Source organism: Asinibacterium sp. OR53, assembly GCF_000515315.1.
In the GTDB taxonomy this organism is placed as follows: Bacteria; Bacteroidota; Bacteroidia; order Chitinophagales; family Chitinophagaceae; genus Sediminibacterium.
In genome coordinates this window covers 3,245,847-3,267,105 of sequence record NZ_KI911562.1, presented here as the reverse complement: position 1 = coordinate 3,267,105, position 21,259 = coordinate 3,245,847, and the positions used below count along the sequence as shown (strand labels likewise).

The 21,259-nt window shown below is 46.9% G+C and carries 15 protein-coding genes; 9 read left to right on the top strand and 6 right to left on the bottom strand.

Going from position 1 to position 21,259, the window contains the following annotated elements:
• Window position 1 precedes the first annotated feature (1 nt).
• The gene (locus SEDOR53_RS0114535) at window positions 2-613 is read right to left on the bottom strand and encodes a tRNA-(ms[2]io[6]A)-hydroxylase (RefSeq protein WP_232214781.1); all 612 of its coding nucleotides are present in this window, start codon (window positions 611-613) and stop codon (window positions 2-4) included.
• A 50-nt stretch (window positions 614-663) separates the two neighbouring features.
• Here SEDOR53_RS0114535 and SEDOR53_RS0114530 point away from each other — a divergent pair, with 50 nt between their 5' ends.
• The 3 genes from SEDOR53_RS0114530 to SEDOR53_RS0114520 are packed head-to-tail and all read left to right on the top strand — an operon-like array spanning window position 664 to window position 4,643.
• Window positions 664-1,755 (top strand): 8-amino-7-oxononanoate synthase, encoded by a 1,092-nt coding sequence (locus SEDOR53_RS0114530; RefSeq protein ID WP_026770378.1) that lies wholly within the window; start codon window positions 664-666, stop codon window positions 1,753-1,755.
• A 60-nt stretch (window positions 1,756-1,815) separates the two neighbouring features.
• Window positions 1,816-4,278: a penicillin acylase family protein gene (locus SEDOR53_RS0114525; protein WP_026770377.1), complete on the top strand. Its 2,463-nt coding sequence runs from the start codon at window positions 1,816-1,818 to the stop codon at window positions 4,276-4,278.
• A gap of 11 nt (window positions 4,279-4,289) precedes the next feature.
• Window positions 4,290-4,643: a hypothetical protein gene (locus tag SEDOR53_RS0114520; RefSeq protein ID WP_026770376.1), complete on the top strand. Its 354-nt coding sequence runs from the start codon at window positions 4,290-4,292 to the stop codon at window positions 4,641-4,643.
• On the opposite strand, the gene SEDOR53_RS0114515 is transcribed toward SEDOR53_RS0114520, so the two are convergent.
• Genes SEDOR53_RS0114515 through SEDOR53_RS0114500 form a run of 4 tightly spaced genes read right to left on the bottom strand, consistent with a single transcriptional unit; the run spans window position 4,640 to window position 9,735 of the window.
• Window positions 4,640-5,440, bottom strand: a complete 801-nt coding sequence (locus SEDOR53_RS0114515; RefSeq protein ID WP_051416665.1) for a heme ABC transporter ATP-binding protein — start codon at window positions 5,438-5,440, stop codon at window positions 4,640-4,642. The genes SEDOR53_RS0114520 and SEDOR53_RS0114515 overlap by 4 nt on opposite strands.
• On the bottom strand, window positions 5,433-6,470 hold the full coding sequence (locus tag SEDOR53_RS0114510; RefSeq protein WP_026770374.1) for an iron ABC transporter permease: 1,038 nt from the start codon (window positions 6,468-6,470) through the stop codon (window positions 5,433-5,435). The genes SEDOR53_RS0114515 and SEDOR53_RS0114510 overlap by 8 nt, the downstream gene beginning before the upstream one ends.
• Window positions 6,454-7,344 carry a hemin ABC transporter substrate-binding protein gene (locus SEDOR53_RS0114505; protein WP_026770373.1) on the bottom strand — a complete coding sequence of 297 codons (891 nt, stop codon included), beginning with the start codon at window positions 7,342-7,344 and terminating at the stop codon, window positions 6,454-6,456. The genes SEDOR53_RS0114510 and SEDOR53_RS0114505 overlap by 17 nt, the downstream gene beginning before the upstream one ends.
• Window positions 7,345-7,362: 18 nt before the next feature.
• Entirely contained in the window at window positions 7,363-9,735 is a 2,373-nt protein-coding gene (locus SEDOR53_RS0114500; RefSeq protein ID WP_198018965.1) for a TonB-dependent receptor, read from the bottom strand.
• 533 nt (window positions 9,736-10,268) lie between these two features.
• On the opposite strand from SEDOR53_RS0114500, the gene SEDOR53_RS0114495 reads away from it, so the two are divergent.
• Window positions 10,269-11,315 (top strand): rhodanese-related sulfurtransferase, encoded by a 1,047-nt coding sequence (locus tag SEDOR53_RS0114495; RefSeq protein WP_026770371.1) that lies wholly within the window; start codon window positions 10,269-10,271, stop codon window positions 11,313-11,315.
• 1 nt (window position 11,316) lies between these two features.
• Here the strand turns inward: SEDOR53_RS0114495 and SEDOR53_RS0114490 are convergent, their stop codons facing one another.
• On the bottom strand, window positions 11,317-12,249 hold the full coding sequence (locus SEDOR53_RS0114490; RefSeq protein WP_026770370.1) for a phosphoribosylaminoimidazolesuccinocarboxamide synthase: 933 nt from the start codon (window positions 12,247-12,249) through the stop codon (window positions 11,317-11,319).
• 74 nt (window positions 12,250-12,323) lie between these two features.
• Here SEDOR53_RS0114490 and SEDOR53_RS0114485 point away from each other — a divergent pair, with 74 nt between their 5' ends.
• The 5 genes from SEDOR53_RS0114485 to lepB all read left to right on the top strand — a co-directional run bounded on the left by SEDOR53_RS0114485 (window position 12,324) and on the right by lepB (window position 21,253).
• Window positions 12,324-15,227 (top strand): TonB-dependent receptor, encoded by a 2,904-nt coding sequence (locus SEDOR53_RS0114485; protein ID WP_026770369.1) that lies wholly within the window; start codon window positions 12,324-12,326, stop codon window positions 15,225-15,227.
• Between the two features lie 110 nt (window positions 15,228-15,337).
• Window positions 15,338-16,324 (top strand): pyruvate dehydrogenase complex E1 component subunit beta, encoded by a 987-nt coding sequence (locus SEDOR53_RS0114480; protein WP_026770368.1) that lies wholly within the window; start codon window positions 15,338-15,340, stop codon window positions 16,322-16,324.
• A gap of 72 nt (window positions 16,325-16,396) precedes the next feature.
• The gene (locus SEDOR53_RS0114475) at window positions 16,397-18,460 is read left to right on the top strand and encodes a TonB-dependent receptor (protein ID WP_026770367.1); all 2,064 of its coding nucleotides are present in this window, start codon (window positions 16,397-16,399) and stop codon (window positions 18,458-18,460) included.
• A 32-nt stretch (window positions 18,461-18,492) separates the two neighbouring features.
• A complete protein-coding gene (locus tag SEDOR53_RS0114470) occupies window positions 18,493-19,653 on the top strand; it encodes a sigma-54 dependent transcriptional regulator (protein WP_026770366.1) in 1,161 nt (386 codons plus the stop codon).
• 82 nt (window positions 19,654-19,735) lie between these two features.
• Window positions 19,736-21,253: a signal peptidase I gene (lepB, locus tag SEDOR53_RS0114465; protein ID WP_026770365.1), complete on the top strand. Its 1,518-nt coding sequence runs from the start codon at window positions 19,736-19,738 to the stop codon at window positions 21,251-21,253.
• The last annotated feature ends 6 nt before the right edge of the window (window positions 21,254-21,259 follow it).

Here is a 21,259-nt window from a genome sequence, read left to right as displayed (position 1 = left end):
ATCAGTGGATACGATCACCCCGCACTTCTAATTCCTGCATGATGGCTACTTCATGTTCCAGCCACTCTTTCCATCGCTGTCTCACACGTTCTTTGGAGATATACAGTTCTGCCAGATCGATGAATAATGCATAATGTCCGGCTTCACTTTCCATGAAACGGCGATAGAAATTGCGCAGGTATTCATCCGTTAACCCTTCGCTCAGCCGTTTGAAACGCTCACAGCTCCTGGCTTCGATCATGGCCATGGTAAGAAGTTGATCCAATAACCTTCCTTCTTCATTGCCGCCTTTTTGCTGGAAAGCGAGCAGCCTGTTTACATACGCATCTTTCCGCTGACGCCCCAGCTTAAGTCCGCGACGTTGTAACTCGTGTAATACCAGCCGGAAATGTCCCCATTCTTCTGTAACGATGGGCGATAATTGAACAACGAGTTGTTCTCTATCCGCATAGCGTTGAATGAGTGAAATACAGGTAACAGATGCTTTCTGTTCGCAATAAGCATGATCGGTGAGGATGGCTTCCAGACTCAGCTCGGTCAGGTTCACCCAACGCGGATCGGTAGGCAGGCGCAGGCCAAGTATGTTTTTGGTATGATCGGATATTTCCATCATGCTATTTATTTCCTCCGCAAATATCTGCAACAAAACTTTAGCTTTGAGCGATGTACCCCGATGATTTTCTCCAAAAAAAACTGAATGAACGCATCAGTCACGATGCATTGCGCAGCCTCCGCCTGCCCGATGGAAAGGCTGATTTCTGTTCCAATGATTACCTGGGGATGGTACATGACCGGAAGATCATCACCCATGACACAGATAATGCATCTGGATCTACAGGCTCCCGGTTACTCGCTGGCAATCATCCGTTGATGGAAACCGTGGAAAAGCAAATTGCTCTTTTTCATCAGGCACCAACAGCGCTTCTCTTCAACTCTGGCTACGATGCGAACCTGGGACTCTTATCCTGTGTGCCGCAGAAAGGAGATACGATATACTACGACCAGCTCTGTCATGCATCCATCCGCGATGGGATGCGACTCTCTTTTGCTCAGTCGTTTTCTTTTGCGCATAACGACATGAACGATCTGGAAAAAAAAATTCAGCAGCATGCTACCGGTAACCTGTTCATCGTAACAGAATCGGTATTCAGTATGGATGGAGATATTTGTCCGCTCAGCAACCTGGTTGCCATCAGCCAACGATACAATGCCCACCTCATCATCGACGAAGCGCATGCAACAGGTGTGATAGGAGAAGAGGGTGAAGGGCTTGTACAGCAGCAACAATACCAGCATTCGGTCTTTGCCCGGGTGCATACATTCGGTAAAGCCTGTGGCTGTCATGGTGCAGTAGTATTGGGGTCGGCATCATTGCGCAGCTACCTCATCAACTTTGCACGGAGCCTGATCTATTCCACCGCCTTGCCCGAACATGCCGTAGCGGCTATCGGTGAAAGTTACCGGCTGTTTCCTGGCATGCATACACAAAGAGCAAGGCTGAAAGCATTGGTGCAACGATTTCAACAAGCCAACCTGGCTTATGAAAAGCTGGTCTCTTTTACGCCTATACAAGCAGTGATTGTTCCGGGCAATGAAGCCGTAAAACACCTGGCCATGCAGCTACAGGATAGCGGACTGGATGTCCGTCCTATTTTATATCCTACTGTTCCCAAAGGCAAAGAGCGCCTGCGAATTGTATTGCATGCATTCAATACCGATGGTGAAATGGAAAAATTAATTACCTGCCTGCAATAACGGGTATCTTCATTAAGTCAGGCTTTTTCCTTATTTTCAATAACACAACCATTCTTCCTTATGAGACTCCTGCCATGTATCCTCAGTGCTGTAGCTACGATGGGTATAACCACGTTGTTGAATGTGCAGTTACCCGCCGGTGAAAGCAAAACACCCCGGCTGGGATATTTTCTTTCTCCGCAACAGGGCTTCTGGCAAAATGCAGAACCTGCTGATGCTTCGTTTGATGGCGATATCAAAGTAAGCGGACTGAAAGGCAAAGTAGACGTTTATATGGACGACCGGCTCGTGCCGCATATCTATGCAGACAATGACCTGGATGCTTATTATGTTCAGGGCTTCCTGCATGCCAAATTCAGGCTGTGGCAGATGGAATTCCAGACTTATGTGGCAGGCGGCAGGCTTAGTGAGATCGTAGGAGAAGGGCGTGTAAATACCGACCGCTTTTTCAGGAGACTTGGAATGGTATATGGAGCAGAGAAGACTGCAAAGGATATGGAAAATCATCCTGAACTAAAAGCCCTGGTGGAATCGTATGCAGCTGGAATAAATGCTTATATCAAATCGCTCAAACCAGAACAAATTCCTTTTGAATACAAACTGCTCGACTATCGGCCCGAAGAATGGACATCTTTCAAGACCTATCTTTTCCTGATGTTCATGTCGTACGATCTTACTGCACGCGGCACTACTACCGATTTACAAATGACCAATGCCAGGAATTACTTCGGATATAAAGATTTTGAACAATTGTATCCGGCCGTTCAGGATTCATTGGATCCTATTATCCCCAGGGGAACAGAGTTTGCAAAACCTTCTGTTGTTCCCCAAAAACCTGCGGGCGCCGATTCTGTTTACCTGGGTCATACACGAACTGCAGCCATTGCTCCTCCTGAGTTGCCGGCTAAAAACAATGGCAGCAACAATTGGGCGGTATCGGGCAGCAAAACCCAAAGCGGACACCCGATACTTTGCAACGACCCGCATCTTGGATTGAACCTTCCGTCTTTGTGGTACGAAGTACAGATCACCACACCCGAATACAGCACTTATGGAGCGAGCTTCCCGGGCGCGCCCTCTGTCATCATTGGGTTTAACGATAGCATCGCCTGGGGTGTAACCAATGCAGGAAGGGATGTGATCGATTATTTCGATCTGAAATTCAAAGACACCACACTACAGGAATATTGGTACAACGGCGCCTGGAAAAAAGCCGATAGCAGGAAAGAAGTTATCCGGATCAAGGGGAAACCAGACCTGGTAGAAAATATCGCCATGACTGAATTTGGTCCGGTTATGTATGATAACAGTTACAAGAATGCGAGCACCGAAGGCAAATACCTGGCTATTCACTGGACTGCCCACGAGGGCGGCAATGGGCCGGAAGTATTTTTTCGCTTGAACCATGCTAAAAATTACGACGATTACCTCGCCGCCATCAATACCTGGAAATGCCCGGGGCAGAATTTTGCTTTTGCATCTGTGTCGGGCGATATAGCCATTAAACAACAAGGCAAATTTGTTGCGCGCTGGAAAAGACAGGGCGATTTTGTATTACCCGGGGCCGATAGCAGCTACCAGTGGCAAGGTTATATACCGGTTGACGAAAACCCGGCGATCAAAAATCCCGACAGGGGCTTTGTGAGCAGTGCCAATCAAATGCCTACAGACAGCACCTATCCGTATTACCTCGGAGCGCCTGTCAATTTCCCTCCCTATAGGGGTTTTATCATCAACAGAAAGCTGTCGGCCATGAATAACATCACACCGCAGGACATGCAGCAAATGCAAACCGATAATTACAACATATTCGCAGAGATGGCAAGGCCCGTTATATTGAAGTACCTCGACGAAGCATCTCTCGACGATACCGATAAAAAATACCTGGCATTGTTGAAAGGCTGGAATCTCCGAAATGATATCAACGAAAAAGGCGCGACCGTTTTCAGGTGTATATGGGATAGCATTGAAACACAGATGTGGTCGGATGAATTTGCTAAATCCAAATTGCCCTTGCCATGGCCAGATGAATCTACTTTACTGGAAAGCCTGATCAAGGATAGTACCTATCGTTTTGCAGACGACATCAATACGCCCGATAAAAAAGAAACCGTGCGCGAAACCATTACCAAAGCCTGTAAAAAAGCCTGTGCCTATTTCAAACAACTTGAAAAGGAAGACAAATTGGCCTGGGGTGGTTTTAAAGACACCAAAGTCACGCACTTGCTGAAGATACCGGCACTGAGCCGCTTTCACCTGCCCATCGGTGGAGGCACACATATCATCAATGCAACAAAAGATTCGCATGGCCCCAGCTGGCGTATGATCGTACACCTGACAGAAACAGTGGAAGCTTATGGTGTGTACCCTGGCGGACAAAGCGGTAATCCCGGCAGTAAGTATTATGATACATTTATCGATAGCTGGGCAAGCGGAAAGTATTATCGCCTGCTCTTCCTGAAAAAACAGGCAGCGCAGAAACATGAAAAAATAAAATGGCACATTAGTTTCGTCAACGGATAACCCTATGCATTATGAAATTCATCACAGCTTTATTTCTCACTGCTTTTCTTGCCTTCGCGGTTGGTATTTATGGAATATTTCCCTGGTGGAGTTTTATGATCACTTCATTCCTTGTGTCAGTAGCTATCCATCAAAGGGCCGTGAAAGCCTTTTTGGCAGGCTTCCTGGGCCTTTTCATTTTATGGGTAAGCCTGGCTGCTATGAAAGATGTTGCCAATGAACACATACTGTCTACCAAAGTTGCAAAAATATTACCGTTGGGAGGGTCCTTTGTTGTATTGATATTGCTTACAGGTGTGTTGGGAGGATTGGTATCCGGACTGTCCGCTCTTACAGGCAGCTTTTTCAGACAGTCTAAACATTAAGTCGTGGGAGAAACCAGTATTACCGGATCATGGGTTTCGGGATGAGATATGATACTGGTATGTATGCCAAATACATCCTGGATAATATTACTATTAATAGAAGCCGGTTCTTCCAACTTGTGCACCAGTTGACCCTTTTTGAGGAAAAGGATATGATCTGCATACCTTATTGCCAGGTTGATGTCATGTAGAACGGCTATCACTGTTACATATTCATTGGTTAGTTGTTTGGTAACATCGAGGAACTGGTACTGGTATTGGATATCCAAGTGAGATACCGGTTCGTCCAGCAACAATATTTTTGGGTTATCGGCAGTGGCAGAACCAATCTGACTAAGCACGCGGCTCATTTGCACTTTTTGTGCTTCTCCGCCAGATAAGGTATGATAGTAGCGTTTGGCTAAGTGGGTTATACCCATACGTTGCATGCTGTTTTGCACTATTTCCTTGTCAAGTGGGGAAGGGCAAGGTTTGATGTAAGGGTAGCGACCCATCATCGTTACTTCTTCTGCGGTCATATTAAAAGAGAGCTGTTGCTGTTGTGTAAGCACTGCCCGTTTCAATGCCAGCTGATTTGTCTGTATGGCACAGAGTGATTGACCTTCTAACAATACTTCTCCTGTTGAAGGATGATGAATGCCCGATAATAATTTAAGCAGGGTAGACTTACCTGCTCCGTTCATACCCATGATGATGGTAAAAGTTCCGGGTTGAACTTCAAATGAAATATCCTGTAACAACCATTGCTGATCTACCAGGAATCCCAGGTGGCGAACACTGATGATCGGCTTAAGCATTGAACAGGTTCATTTTTTTCAGTAAGAAAATAAATACCGGTGCCCCTATCAGAGAGGTAATGATGCCAACGGGTATTTCGGCCGGGACCAGTAACGATCGGGCGGCCAGATCTGCCAGCGTAAGTAATATCGCTCCACCAAGCATGGAAGCCGGTAGCAGTATTTTGTTGTTACTACCTATCAGTAACCGCATAATATGAGGTGTGATCAATCCTACAAAACTAATCACACCTGCAAACGCCGTTACAACGGCAATCACAACAGCGTTGATCAGCAGCACCTTTTTCTTCAATCGTTCCAGGTCTACTCCTGTATAGGCTGCATTGTCTTCGCCAAGCATTAATATGTTTAATTGGTTGGTTAGCCTGAAAGAAAAGGCAAGGCATATCATCGACACCACAGCGGTGATCCCCACCTGCGTCCAGGTAGCGCCGGAGAAATTACCGAGGCTCCAGAAAGTAATACTCCGCGCTTGCGGATCGCGCGCCAGGTAACTCATGAAGCCGGTAGCGCTCAATCCCACTGCATTAATGGCAATTCCGATAAGTAATAATGAAATGATGGATAAGTGATGGGTTTTGCGTGCCAGGTAGTAAACGGCCATCGAAGCGGCCAGCGCACCAATGAAAGCTGCAAAAGGTACCAGCATGGGGCCCAGGGCATTTTTCACCGGTATGCTTATTAGATCACCAGCTACAAAAACAAGAGAAGCTCCAAAAGCTGCTCCAGCACTGGTTCCTACAAGTCCGGGCTCTACAATGGGATTCCTGAATAATCCCTGCATCAATACCCCTGATACCGACAGTACCATTCCTGTAAGCATAACCTGTAACACCCTGGGCAGACGGATTTGTATGAATACATTTTCTTCTATGTGTTGGAACTGACTATTGGTGATCCAGTGCCTGAATGCCGCCAACATATCATGAAAGGAAATAGATACGGCGCCGCTTGCAGCTGCTTCGAAAAAAACGATTGCAAGCAACAGGTATAAAATGAAAAAATTGCTTTTCTTATTGAGTTTTTGCATGGCCGGTGGCATGTATCAGCTGCATCAGTTGTAAAATATTCTTCCCGCTGCGTGGACCAAAATAAACCAGGTCGTGCTCTTCGAACCGGTATATCCTGTTGTTTTTTGCGGCGTTGGTCAATGCAACACCGGGTAGTGTCTTGAACTGTTCGGCGCCTCCCATCTTATCAAAGCCGTAATTGGTAGCAATGATCACATCCGGGTTTGCAATGGCAATGGCTTCTGCGCTGATCTGGTGAGCACCTTTGGCATCGTACCGGGCAGCTTTACCACCTGCCATAGCGATCATTTTATCTGCCGCCCCGTTTCTTCCGCTCATGACAAAAAATACATTATTGGCCTGCCCGTAATGGATAACCATTACACTGGGGGTATCCTTCACTGCAGAAAGCGCCTGGTCTACTTCCAACCTGTCGGCATCCATTTTTCGGATGATGGAATCTGCTTTTGCTTCCGTACCCAAAGCAACACCTAGTTCTTTCAGCAACAACCGGGCGCTATCAAAAGTAGCAGCACCGCCGAAAGCACGCAGGTGAATACCCGCTTTCTCGAGCTGAGGCAGCACAGTAGCCGGCCCAATATCGTTGCTGTGGATCACCAGATCGGGTTTCATGGAAATAATGCCTTCAACACTCAATGCCCGGTGATAACCCACAGATGGTAAAAGTTTCGCACTATCAGGATAGGTACTGGTCAGGTCGCAGGCAACAAGATTGTGTCCTTTCCCTAATGCGAATAACATTTCAGTAAGATGTTTGGATATGCTTACAATGCGCATATCTCTTTTCATGTCCGCTTCTTTGTTACTGAAGCGCCCACAAGCACTTATGAATAAAAGCAGGAATATCCAATAAAAAGTTTGTATTTTTTTCATGATGGAGCGAGTTTAGGGCTACTTACTGTTTCCTAAATTATAAGTTAAGTTCAATCCCCCGAAATAGTTTGCTTTATTAGGCCCTGGCAAATAAGCATCGGGTAACTGATTCACAAAAACCATATTGGGATATTGTACGCCGGTGATGTTGTTGACACCAAAGAAAAGATCCATGTTGAAGCGCTGACAGAAATGTTGCCGGATGCCCAGCTTTGCATTCAGCAGGTTATAGCTGGTGGTCTGGTTCAATCCGTCGGAACTAATGGGCATGGCATCTTTATACCTGTACAGTACATTAGCATACATGCCTTGTGCTAAGCCAAGGTCAACCCCAATGTTGGCAGTAAAAGGAGCTACGCCGGCAACAGGCTGATCGCTGTAGTCAACAACAGTGATACTGGTAGCAGGTGTATTCAGCTTCTGGAAAACATAATCCCTGTACCTGAAATGCGAATAGGCAAAATTGGCAAAAGGCTGAACAGAACGGAAGAAGCTACTGCCCGATTGATAGGCTTTATATTTCAGTAAGGCTTCAATGCCCTGATCATCCTGCCTGCCGCCATTGGCTATATAACTATAGGCAGTGGTAGTACTATTCAATGGAACGGCAACGACGGTCATTTTGTTTTTAAACTGCGCATCATACAATGCCAATTGATAACTGAGCCGATCGTGGAACAACACACCTTTACTGCCGACCTCAATCTGGTCTCCAACCTCAGGCTTTAATTCGGTATTGAGACGTCCGGTTGCAGGAATAAAGAAATAAGCGCTTGCCGGAGCTTTATATCCCCGGCTGCAATTGATATAAACAGAAAACCCTTTGCTGAATATTTTGTTCACGGCTATATGCGGCGAAGTCATTCCCGAAAAACTGTTCTGATAATGGGTGGGCTTGGTGTTGCCCGCTACATAGAATTGATCTTTGAGTTCAATTTGCATGCTGCTTGTTCCAATGCCGCCGGTAACAGAAAGATCATGCGGCAAAGAGAGGGTCCATTCGGTAAAGAGAGAAGTTGTACCGGAATAAGTGGATTGATTGCTCCGCATGGCGCCAATGATCCAATACCCGTTAGTGTCTAAGCGGTTGACCACCATATTATAACCTATCACCTGTGCATACTGGTGCTGCGTTTCAATACCGGTAATGCTGCTTACACTGCTTCCATCGGCTAAATCGAATTTCATGTTCACTACCGATCGCAATCCGATATTCACGGGGTTCTTATCTGTCCATCCACCGGCTGAACTGGAATGGCTGGTAACTCCTGAGCCGAAAACCGAAGTGGTATTGGAGAATTGTTGATTGAAATGGTAAGTGTGCGCCAGACCTGCCCTGAAACTGATGACCGCCGAATGGGCGTCGCGCTTGATGTAATCGGGGTTGCCGGAATAATCCATGTTTTGGTATTGCGCAATAGTTAATTCACCGCCACGCTGGTCATAGCTGTTGCTGAAACCAAAGTAGGAACTGATGCTTTGCTTATTGTTCAATTGAAAGTCTCCCGCATAGCTGGTAAATCTTTTGGTAGAAGCGGTATGTGCCATGTATCCATCGGAGTGCTGGTAACCGTAATTAAGTAAAACGGAAGAGCGGTCGGTAGCTGTTTTAAAACGGGTAGTGAACCGCTGCAGCCCATAACTGCCCGTCATGATATCCTGCCCAACAGTTGTTACTCCTTTCTCAGGCCTGGTGGTTTTCAGGTTCACCACACCGGCAATGGCCAATCCGTACAAAGTACCGGAAGGACCTTTTACTACTTCCACATCTCCGATCGAAGCGAAGTCAATATCATCCATCAATGTAATGCCTTCGGCATCGGTAACAGGAATGCCATTGAGATAAACTTTAGCGCCCTGCCCATCGAAATTGCTGCTGATACCACGCGTGCTGCCGATGCCATTGCCATACCCGCGGATATTGAATTGCTGTCCGGAAGAAATGCCGCGTCGCTGCATGGTCATGCCCGGTATATTACTGTTGATGGCATCATCTAGGTACAGACCGTTACCGCGTTTGAGTTCTGTTTCACCCAGTTTGGCAATGGAGGCCGATTGGTAAAGTAGCGATGGATGCTGCGCAGTAGTAGCAGTGATCTCTACCGTGTCCAGGATATTGCTCAACGGATGGAGACCTATGTTCAGCTCCTGGTCGCAACTCCTGATGGTTACGCGACTCACTTCGTATCCGATAAAGGAAACAATAATCTTACTGGTTTTGCTGCAATCAATTTGAAAAGCGCCATTCTTGTCGGTAGTAGTACCGCCTTTGCCCTGGAATGCGATGGTTGCACCACTTAAAGGAGCTTTTGTTATAACGTCAAATACTTTTCCGGTGATCTTTTTTTGCGCATACACATTGAATGTGAATATGGTTAATACAGCTGCCAATAAACAACATTTCATATAATGTTTAGGGTTGAATTGTAAGTATCCTCAAAAGAAGCAAGAATCCCAGTAATAAGTAAAATTTGTTTTTGTACATCAAAACATTACTACACTGGGATTGCTTGACGAAGATAAGATAGAGAGATTGATATTACCACTTTTTCGGCATTCCTTCGGGAGCGCTTCGGGGCCGCTTCGCACCTGCTTCGGGATTGATTCGGGTTTCCTTCGGAGATCCTTCGAGACCGCTTCGGGATCGCTTCGCAAATTCCCGAAGCAATCCCGAAGAAACACCGAAGCAGGTGCGAAGGAAACCCGAATCAATCCCGAATCGATCCCGAGAGACAGTCGAAGAACACTCGAAACGCTCCCGAAGCAGCTTCGAATCGCCGTGTTACAGGATATTTTAACCCGACTTTAGTCGGACAACAATGATATAAAATTGTACCTTCACACCGAAATTTTGACCACCCTGCAAGTGGTTCTATTATTGAATAGAGCATTTCCGTAAAGGAGATGCCTGAAATTTGTCAGACATGCCCGTATTACACAACCGCGTATCGAACGAGGAGTTGAAGCAACGCCTCATGGAAGAAGACTTCCACAGAACCACCATCAGTTTTTACCAGTATTTCCCTATTCAGAACCCGCAGGAGTTCCGCGATTTCCTTTATAAGCACCTGAACAGTTTGCAGGTATTCGGACGCATCTATGTGGCGAAAGAAGGAGTGAATGCGCAGATCAGTGTGCCGGACGCCAACCTCGAAGCATTCAGGTCTTTCCTGTATTCCATTGAGCCGCTGAGTGGATTGCGTTTGAATATCGCAGTAGATGATGATGGCAAAAGTTTCTGGGTATTGAAGATCAAAGTGCGGGATAAGATCGTGGCCGATGGGATAGAGGACACATCGTTCAGCATGGAGCGGAAGGGCCGGTATGTGAATGCAGCGCAGATGAATGAATTGCTCAAAGATCCAACCACAGTGGTCATCGACATGCGCAATCATTACGAATACGAAGTAGGTCATTTTGAAAACGCCATTGAAATTCCTTCCGATACTTTTCGCGATCAGTTGCCCATGGCTGTGGATATGATGAAGGGAAATGAAGAAAAGAACATCATCATGTATTGCACCGGTGGTATCCGTTGTGAAAAAGCCAGCGCGTACATGCTCCACAAAGGATTCAACCACGTATTCCATCTCGAAGGCGGTATTATCAATTATGCCAAACAAGCCAAAGAGCTGGGTATACAACCTAAATTCATTGGAAAGAATTTTGTGTTTGATGACCGCCTCGGCGAACGCATCACAGAAGATGTGATTGCCAAATGCCATCAATGCGGACAACCCTCCGATACCCATACCAATTGCAAAAACAATGGTTGCCACTTATTGTTCATCCAGTGCGAAAGTTGTGCCGCAGCATACGAAGGATGTTGCAGTACTGCCTGTAAAGACACCCTGCACCTGCCGCTGGAGCGTCAAAAACAAATCCGCCAGGGAGTAGACATGGGAAGGAACGTGTTCAATAAAAGTAAGTCGCGATTGAGACCACGGCTGGATGAAGATCGGCAGCCTTAAATCAAAGCGCTCCTAATTGTTTCAAACTATCTGTTACCAGTTGTTCCGTTGTGGCATCGCTCAGTGTTTGCGGAACAAAATTTTGCCCGGTTACTTTTTCGTAGAGCTCAATATAACGTTGACTGATGGTGTTGATCCATTCATCGGTCATCTCAGGAACGGTTTGCCCTTCTTTACCCATGAAGTTATTGGCCATCAGCCATTCCCTTACAAATTCTTTGCTCAGCTGTTGTTGTTTTTCTCCGCTGGCCTGCCGCGCTTCAAATCCATCGGCATAAAAATAACGGGAAGAATCGGGCGTATGTACTTCATCCATCAGGTAAATGGTGTCGCCAATCTTACCAAACTCATATTTGGTATCAGCCAGTATCAGTCCGCGTGCAGCAGCAATCTTTTTCCCACGTGCAAATAATTTCAACGCATAGTCTTCCAACACGGCCCAATCAGCTGCCGATGCCAATCCTTTTGCAATAATCTCTTCTTTAGAAATGTCTTCATCATGTCCAGCTTCGGCTTTGGTAGAAGGTGTGATGATGGGCGAGGGGAAGAAATCATTTTCTTTCAATCCTTCCGGCATTGCAGCGCTGCAAAGCGTTCTGCTGCCGCTGTGATAAGTCCTCCAGGCATGCCCTACCAGGTTGCCACGCACTACCATTTCAATTTTGAAAGGAACACAACGGGTGCCAATAGAAACATTGGGTGCGGGTACGGCTTTTAGCCAGTTGGGACAAATATCACTGGTTGCTTCCAGCATATAGGCAGCGATCTGGTTCAATACTTGTCCTTTGAAAGGAATGGGACGCGGAAGAACAACATCGAAAGCAGAAATGCGATCGCTGGCAACCATCACGAGCCAATCGTTTTTAATAGTATAAACATCTCTTACTTTACCGTGGTATAATTGCGTTTGTGAGGGGAACTGAAAGGATGACATGGCGCAAAATTAAATTTTATTGGAATACTAACAAGTGTTACATTGTGATAATTTAAACTAAACTTGCCTATACTATGAGAAGACCTCACAGCAACTGCTTGCTGGCTATTGCGGCATCGGCAATAACCGTTCATGTCATGGCGCAGCAGACCACCACCGTTTCGGGTAGTGTGAAGAACAGTAAATCAAAAGAAGCTATATCGGCGGTATCAGTAACTATCAAAGGAGGAACTACTGGTACATTTACAGATGATAAAGGCAATTTCAGGTTTACCACCGTACAAAAACCTCCATTTACATTGGTATTTTCTTCGGTAGGTTATGGTACAAAAGAAATCGATTTTAAAGGCGGAGAGGCGCTCAGTGTTGACCTGGACGTTTCTTTTACACTGGGTGATGAAGTAGTGGTAGCTGCTTCCCGCACCCCTGAAAAAATACTGGAATCTCCGGTTTCTATCGAACGGATCAGCAGTGCTGCCATCCGCAATACACCGGCAGCCAATTACTACGATATGATTACCAACCTGAAAGGGGTTGATGTGGTAACTGCCAGTCTCACTTTTAAAAGTATGGGTACCCGCGGTTTCAATAGCAGCGGTAACACCAAACTCAACCAATTGGTAGATGGTATGGATAACCAGGCGCCGGGCCTGAACTTTTCTGTGGGTAATGTCATTGGACTCACCGAACTGGATGTAGACAATATGGAATTGTTGCCGGGCGCTTCTTCGGCCCTGTATGGTCCAGGCGGCACCAATGGTACTATTTTGATCAATAGTAAGAACCCTTTCAAATACCAGGGATTGAGTTTCCAGATCAAACAGGGGGTCAATCATATCGATAATTATGAACGCAACAGGGCGCCCTATTACGACTGGAGTCTTCGTTGGGCCAAAAAGCTGAGTGAGCGTTGGGCGTTTAAGATAGGAGCGCAACTGATACAGGCACAGGATTGGGTGGCCAACCAAACCGATAACTATTCAAGGGCGAGTACACCCTATGCGCCATACGGACAAATCATTCCCGGCAGCAGGTACACCGATCCCAATTATGATGGGGTGAATGTGTATGGTGATGAAACCACCCAACCAATGGCGGGTATTGCTGCCAGTGTTCGCAGCGCTGTAGGAGCAGGCGGTACGGCCGCTATCGATGGTATCATTAACAGCAATCCTTCCATGACACTGGCACAATTGAGTGCTTTTGTAGCAGGTAATGCCAGCCTCGCTCCGCTGGCGCCTTATGTACCCATTCTCTATGGTTCGAATGCCAATAAAAATTATTTTGGTAACCAAAGTGTGAGCAGAACCGGGTACGACGAAAAAGATGTGATCGATCCCAATACCGTGAACCTGAAATTGTCGGGAGCCCTGCACTACAAACTCAGCAATTCCATCGAAGCATCGCTTGCTGCTTATTTCGGTACCGGTAATTCTGTCTATACTGGTAGCGACCGCTATTCATTAAAAGACCTGAAAATTGGTCAATACAAACTGGAACTTCGTCACAGGAACTGGTATGTGCGGGCCTATACCACCCGTGAGAATGCCGGAAGTTCTTTCAATGCAACCGTAACTACCCGTCTCTTCAACGAGGCGTGGAAAGCCAGCGCTACCTGGTACCCGCAATATCTTTCGGCGTATGTTGCTGCCCGCGATCAGGGGGCACCTGACCTGACGGCGCATGCTGCTGCAAGAGGTTTTGCCGACCAGGGCAGACCTACCGGCTTTATCGGTAACAACCCGATGTTCCAACAAGTGGCTGGAAAACCCATTTCACAGGGAGGTGGTTTGTTCCTCGATCAATCTAAATTGAATGTGGTAGAAGGACAATACAATTTTACCAACGACCTGGGGCTCGATAAGTCGGGTACAGAACTGTTGGTGGGCGGCAGCTTCAAACAATATGTACTGGATTCAAAAGGTACTTTGTTTGCCGATACAGCAGGTACTATCAAGATCAATGAAATAGGCGCATACGGACAGGTATCACAAAAAATGCTGAACGATGTGCTGAAGCTCACCGTATCTGGACGTTACGATAAGAATACCAATTTCGCCGGACGTTTTACCCCCAGGGCAACAGCGGTAGTGAAGCTGGCAAAAGATCATAACCTGCGTTTTTCTTACCAGACAGCTTATCGATTCCCCACCACGCAAGACCAGTGGATCAACCTGTTGGTGGGTGGAGGTGTTCGTTTAATGGGCGGATTGCCGCAGTTGCGTGACTATTATAACTTCAGTGGTAATAAAGTATACACACCGGGCAGTGTAGCTGCATTCGGCGCAAGTGCTGCTGCAGGCAGTCCTAATCCGGCATTATTACAAGAACAGCAATTCGGCGAATTCAAACCAGAATCCAGCCGTTCTTTTGAAGTGGGCTACAAGGGCCTGGTCGACAAAAAACTGTTGATAGATGTATATGGTTACTGGGGCAAATCCAAAGACTTCCTTAGCAGGGTGGTTGTGATACAATCTAATACAGGCAGTCCGATCGGCCTGTTGAGTCCCTCTACACGCACCATTTACAGTATTGCAGTCAATACGCCCACTGAGGTAACCACGAGCGGATGGGGCGCTTCACTGGAATACCTGTTGCCCAGGAACTATTCTGTAAGTGGTAACGTGTATTCAGACGTGATAGGAGACCTGCCGGCAGGATTTGTATCTTTTTTCAATACCCCAAAATACCGCGTTAACCTGGCATTCAGCAATTCAGGTTTCCTGAAAGACAACCGCTTCGGTTTCAGTGTGGTATACAGGTGGATCGATAAATTCAATTATGAAGGCACATTTGCAGTAGGTCCCATGCCATCTTATTCAACAGTAGATGCGATGGTGAGCTACAAGCTGCCTGCTTCCAAATCGTTGATCAAGATAGGCGGCTCCAACATATTCAATAAATATTACCGTACTGGTTTTGGTAACCCGCAGATCGGAGGGCTTTACTATATCAGCTATGGTTTTAATGTGTTTTAAACTGCTTAACAATAAAGCGGAAGATCCCCTGTTTGCCCAACAGGGGATTTCTTTTTGGTTTTATACCCCATAATCTTATATTTTTGCCCCTCAATTTAACCAACAGCGATATGCGTTCAATTGCTTTAAGAGAGGCTTTGCGTGAAGCCATGAGTGAAGAGATGAGAAGAGACGAGCGGGTTTTCCTCATGGGTGAGGAAGTGGCCGAGTATAATGGAGCCTATAAAGTGAGCCAGGGTATGCTGGCAGAATTTGGAGAGAAACGAGTAATTGATACACCCATTTCTGAGCTGGGATTTGCTGCAGTGGCAGTGGGTGCTGCCCAGAACGGACTGCGTCCTGTTGTGGAATTCATGACCTGGAACTTTGCCGTGCTGGCCCTGGACCAGATCCTGAATACCGCTTCTAAAATGCTGGCCATGAGCGGCGGGCAGATCGGTTGTCCGATTGTGTTCCGCGGCCCCAACGGCAGCGCCGGCCAGTTGGGTGCCCAGCACTCTACAGCTTTTGAAAGCTATTATGCCAATATTCCCGGCCTCAAAGTGGTATCTCCTTCTAATGGATATGATGCCAAAGGTTTGCTGAAGCAAGCCATCCGTTACGAAGAAGACCCCGTTATTTTTATGGAGTCGGAAGTAGGCTATGGTGATAAAAGCGATGTGCCTGAAGAAGAATATTATATTCCCCTGGGTAAGGCCGATGTTAAAAAACAGGGCCGCGATGTAACCATCGTTTCTTTTAATAAGATGATGAAAGTGGCTTTGGGCGCCGCTGCAGAACTGGAAAAAGAAGGTGTGAGTGCAGAAGTGATCGACCTCCGTACCATTCGTCCGCTTGATTGGAGAACCATCCTTGAAAGTGTTAAGAAAACCAACCGCCTGGTGATTGTAGAAGAACAATGGCCCTTTGCTTCTGTTTCTTCAGAGATCACCTACCGCATACAGAAAGAGGGCTTCGATTACCTCGATGCGCCCATTCGCCGCATCACCAGCGCAGATGCGCCTATGCACTATGCGCCCAACCTCGCTGCGCTTGCCATTCCCGATATCAGCAGGACGGTGAAGCTGGTAAAAGAAGTTATGTACATGAAAAAATAAACGAATTATATATACAGTAAACCCGGAATTTTGTGTTCCGGGTTTTTTATTGTCTTTTCATAATATCAACTGATGCGCCTCTCCCTCCTCATACTCATAGCTTGTTGCTCAACGAAAGTGTCGTTTGCTTGGCAAACCAGTCAGCAAGACAGTGCTGCGAAACTGGACGAAGTAGTAGTAACTGCTTTTTATGGGAATGCAAAATGGGAATCGCTGCCAGCGGCCATTGCAATTATCAACAGGGAAGGATTACAAAAAATATCTCCGGTTACCCTGGTATCATCTTTCAATACCATACCAGGTGTGCGGATGGAAGAAAGATCACCTGCCAGCTACCGCTTATCTTTCCGCGGCAGCCTGCTGCGCTCGCCTTTCGGGGTACGTAATATAAAAGTATACTGGAATGATTTTCCGCTGACCGATGGGGGAGGCAATACTTATCTCAACCTCTTGTCTGTACAGCAACTCAGCGGTGCAGAACTGCTGAAAGGTCCGGCTGCAAGCGTATATGGCGCCGGCACGGGCGGGGCATTGTTGCTGCGCTCAGTTGATACTTTCAGTCTGCAGTCGACACATCATTTTGAAGCAGGACTGTTGGGCGGGTCGTACGGACTGCTGCAACAACAAGCCGGATGGCAATACAGTAACCAGACCTTTCATTCTTCGTTGCAACAAGTACATACACAATCGGATGGTTACCGCCAGCAGTCGGCCATGCGCAGGGATGGATTGCAATGGAACGGCGCTTTTTCTTTCAAACAACAACAATTGAAATTCCTGCTTTTTTATACCAACCTGTATTATCAAACACCAGGGGGTATTACGCTGGCGCAAATGCAACAGAATCCGCAAATGGCGCGGCAGCCCGCCGGGAACCTGCCAGGTGCGGTACAGCAAAAAGCTGCCATTTACAACAGCACTTTTTTTGCAGGCATATCTCATGAAGCGGCATTGAGTGATGTATGGCAACTCAAAAGTTTTGTAACAGCCAATACCACGCGGTTCCGTAATCCCTTCATCACCAATTATGAAAAAAGGGCCGAAGACAACCTTGGAGCAGGTTTTCATTTCAGTTTTCACCCGCGCCGTTCACCCGGTGTGTTGCAATGGGTGAGCGGCGCAGAGTGGTTGTATAACAGATCGGCCATTGACGATTATGGTAACCGCGCCGGTGTGCAGGACACCGTGCAATTCAAAGACAAAGTGCATGCGGCACAATGGTTTCTTTTTACACAGGCTAGTTATCGTCTGGCTGCAAAATGGGATATTACTGCCGGCTTGAGTTTGAATAATCAATCGTACAGCTTCATCAGGATATCGGACCCTTCGCCTGTTGAACAGCGCCGCCAGATCAATGCGGTATTAACGCCTCGTATAGCATTATCTTATCGGTTGAAGCCTGGGGTAACAATATATGTACTGGCAGCCAAAGGGTTTTCTCCGCCTACGCAGGCTGAGCTCAGGCCTGCAGACCGGAACTATCATGGAGATCTGAATGCCGAGCAGGGTTGGAATTACGAAGCAGGGATCAAGGGTTATGCGCTGAACAGGCGTTTGCAATTCGATGTGGCCGCTTATTATTTCAGGTTACAGGATGCTATTGTGAGAAGGGTCAATAACGCCGGGGCCGAATATTTTGTCAATGCGGGAGGCGCTGTACAGAAAGGGGTGGAAGCGCTGCTGCGGTATCGATTACCGCTGCGGCCGCAGGCATTTATCAACCAACTGCAGGTATGGACCAGCTATAGTTACCAGCCTTATTATTTCGATGGGTACAAACAAGGCACCACCGATTATTCGGGTAATGCACTCACGGGTGTGCCGCGGAATGGTTGGGTAAGCGGACTGGACCTGGAAACAAGGAATGGTTTATATAGTGCTGTTTCACTGAATGCTACCGGCTCATTGCCGCTGACGGATGCCAACGATGTGTATGCAGCTGCATACCAGTTGCTGCAATGGAAGGCGGGCTATCGCTTGAAAAAGGACGGCCGCATATTGCATTTCTTTGCAGGTGTTGATAACCTCCTGAACCAGGTATACAGCCTGGGGAACGATATCAATGCCGTTGGAAAGAGATTTTATAACCCAGCATCCGGCCGGAACTTTTTCGCCGGTGTTCAATATAGTTTCTGATCTCCCTATCTTAGCAACAAACAAAGACTACCATGCCCAATATTCTGATCATTGATGATGAACGTGCCATCAGGAGTGTGTTGAAAGATATCCTCGGGAATGAAGGATTCAAAGTGGATGAGGCGGCGGATGGAGAAGAAGGATTGAAAAAATTCACATCGGCCACGTACGACATTGTTTTGTGCGATATCAAAATGCCCAAACTCGACGGATTGGAATTCCTGCAAAAAGCCACCGAACACAACCCGGAAACTCCGGTGATCATGATCAGCGGACACGGTAATATAGAAACAGCAGTGGATGCGGTGAAAAAAGGCGCTTTCGATTATATATCCAAGCCACCCGATCTCAACAGGCTGCTGATCACCATCCGCAATGCGATGGACAGGACCTCGCTGGTGAAAGAGACCCGGGTGCTCAAACGCAAAGTATCCAAAGTACAGGAGATCATTGGGGAGAGTGAAGCCATTGTAAAGATCAAAGAGACGATTGATAAGGTAGCGCCTACCGATGCCAGGGTGCTGATCACCGGAGAGAACGGTAGCGGTAAAGAACTGGTAGCCCGCTGGCTGCATGAGAAGAGTAACCGTTCTGGTGCACCGTTGGTAGAAGTGAACTGCGCCGCCATCCCCAGCGAACTCATCGAAAGCGAATTGTTCGGCCACGAAAAAGGCTCTTTCACTTCAGCCATCAAACAACGTATCGGCAAATTTGAACAGGCACACGGAGGAACGCTTTTCCTGGATGAAATAGGAGATATGAGCCTGGGGGCGCAGGCCAAAGTGCTGCGTGCGTTGCAAGAGGGCAAGATTACCCGGGTGGGTGGTGAAAAAGAGATATCGGTAGATGTGCGTGTCATTGCTGCTACCAACAAAGACCTGCTCAAAGAAGTAGAAGCCAAGAGTTTCCGGCTCGACCTGTACCACAGGCTGGGCGTGATATTGATACATGTGCCTTCACTGAATGAGCGGCGCGATGATGTGCCTTTACTCGTTGAGAAATTCATGGCCGATGTGGCAGAAGAATACGGACAGGTGAAAAAGGGTATCGATAAAAAGGCGCTGGACGCGTTGAAGCAGCACAACTGGACCGGCAATATCCGCGAACTGCGGAATGTGGTGGAGCGGCTCATTATTTTATCGGGCAAAGAGATCACCGCGGCAGATGTAGCGGCGTATGTACTGCCCAAATAGCATTTATTTAAGAAAACTTTGGCCTTCTGAAAGCCCGGAACTGGGTGAAAAGGATATTTTTGTTACTACTTAATCGGACAATATGGGATTGTTTTTATGCATTGTTTATGTGATTGGCTGGCATATCGGTTTGTATGGTATGTTTAAAAAAGCGGGACTCACTCCCTGGAAAGCGCTGATCCCTTTCTACAATACCTGGCTCATTGTTCAGCAATGCCATATACGTAAATACTGGTTCTGGTTGCAGTTGATTCCCATAGCGGGACAATTCATTACCATCTGGATCACCATCATCTTTGTAATGCACTTTAAGCGGTTCAACCTGATACATCATACGCTTACCGTACTGGTGCCCTTTATTTACCTGCCTTATCTAGGCTTCTCCAAAGACGAAAAATGGTATGGTGAAGCAGGCTTCCACAGTTACCGGAAGCCGGTATCGAGGGAATGGATCGATGCAGGTGTATTTGCCGTAGTGGCAGCCACCATCATCCGCACGTTTATTTTTGAAGCGTATGTAATTCCTACCGAGAGTATGGAGAAGACATTGCTGATCAATGATTTTCTCTTTGTGAATAAAATGACTTACGGCGCCCGCATTCCACAAACGCCGCTCAGTTTTCCTTTTGTACACAATACCATGCCCTTCTCGCAAACAACGCCTTCTTATATCAAAGCGGTGCAACTGCCTTATAAGCGGCTCTATGCTTTTTCAGAAGTAAAACGGAACGATGTGGTGGTATTCAATTTTCCCGCCGGAGATACCATCATCAATCATCCCGATTATGGCAGTAAGGTTACTTATTATGATGTGCTGCGTACCCAATACAAGGGTAACCGCGAAGAAATGATGGCCGATGCATCGCTGCCGCCCATCATCGTTCACCCGATGGATAAAACCGATAATTACATCAAACGTTGCGTGGCGGTAGGAGGCGATCTGCTGCAGGTAAAAGAAGGCGTGTTGTATGTAAACGGACAACCCGCCCTGGTCCCGCCCAATTCACAAACAGAATACCTGGTTACCACAGATGGCAATGCTTTATCGGAAGAACTCGTAAAAGAATTGGGGATCGACACGGAAGACAATAACCGCATGCAACTGCGGCCTGTTACCAATACGCCAGGATTGTATGTGATCAATATGACACATGCCGAGGCGGAGATGGTGAAGAAGCAACCACACATTAAATCGGTAACACCACATGTTGATAATTATGTAGGCAATACTTTCCCTAACGACGACGCCAATTATCCCTGGTCGGTCGATAATTACGGACCCATCCGGATACCTAAAAAAGGAGATGTGCTGCCGCTCAATCCGCAAACCATTGCGCTGTACAGGAGATTGATCGCTACTTACGAACACAACAAGCTGGAAGAGCGTGACGGCAAATATTTTATTAACGGGAAGGAAACGAATACGTACACCACGCAATACACTTATTACTGGATGATGGGAGATAACCGCCATCGCAGCCAGGATAGCCGTTACTGGGGCTTCGTACCCGAAACGCATATCGTTGGAAAGGCCTCACTGATCTGGTTCAGTTGGGACAAAGGCCTGCGCTGGAAACGCTTGTTTAATAGCATCAAATAAACTATC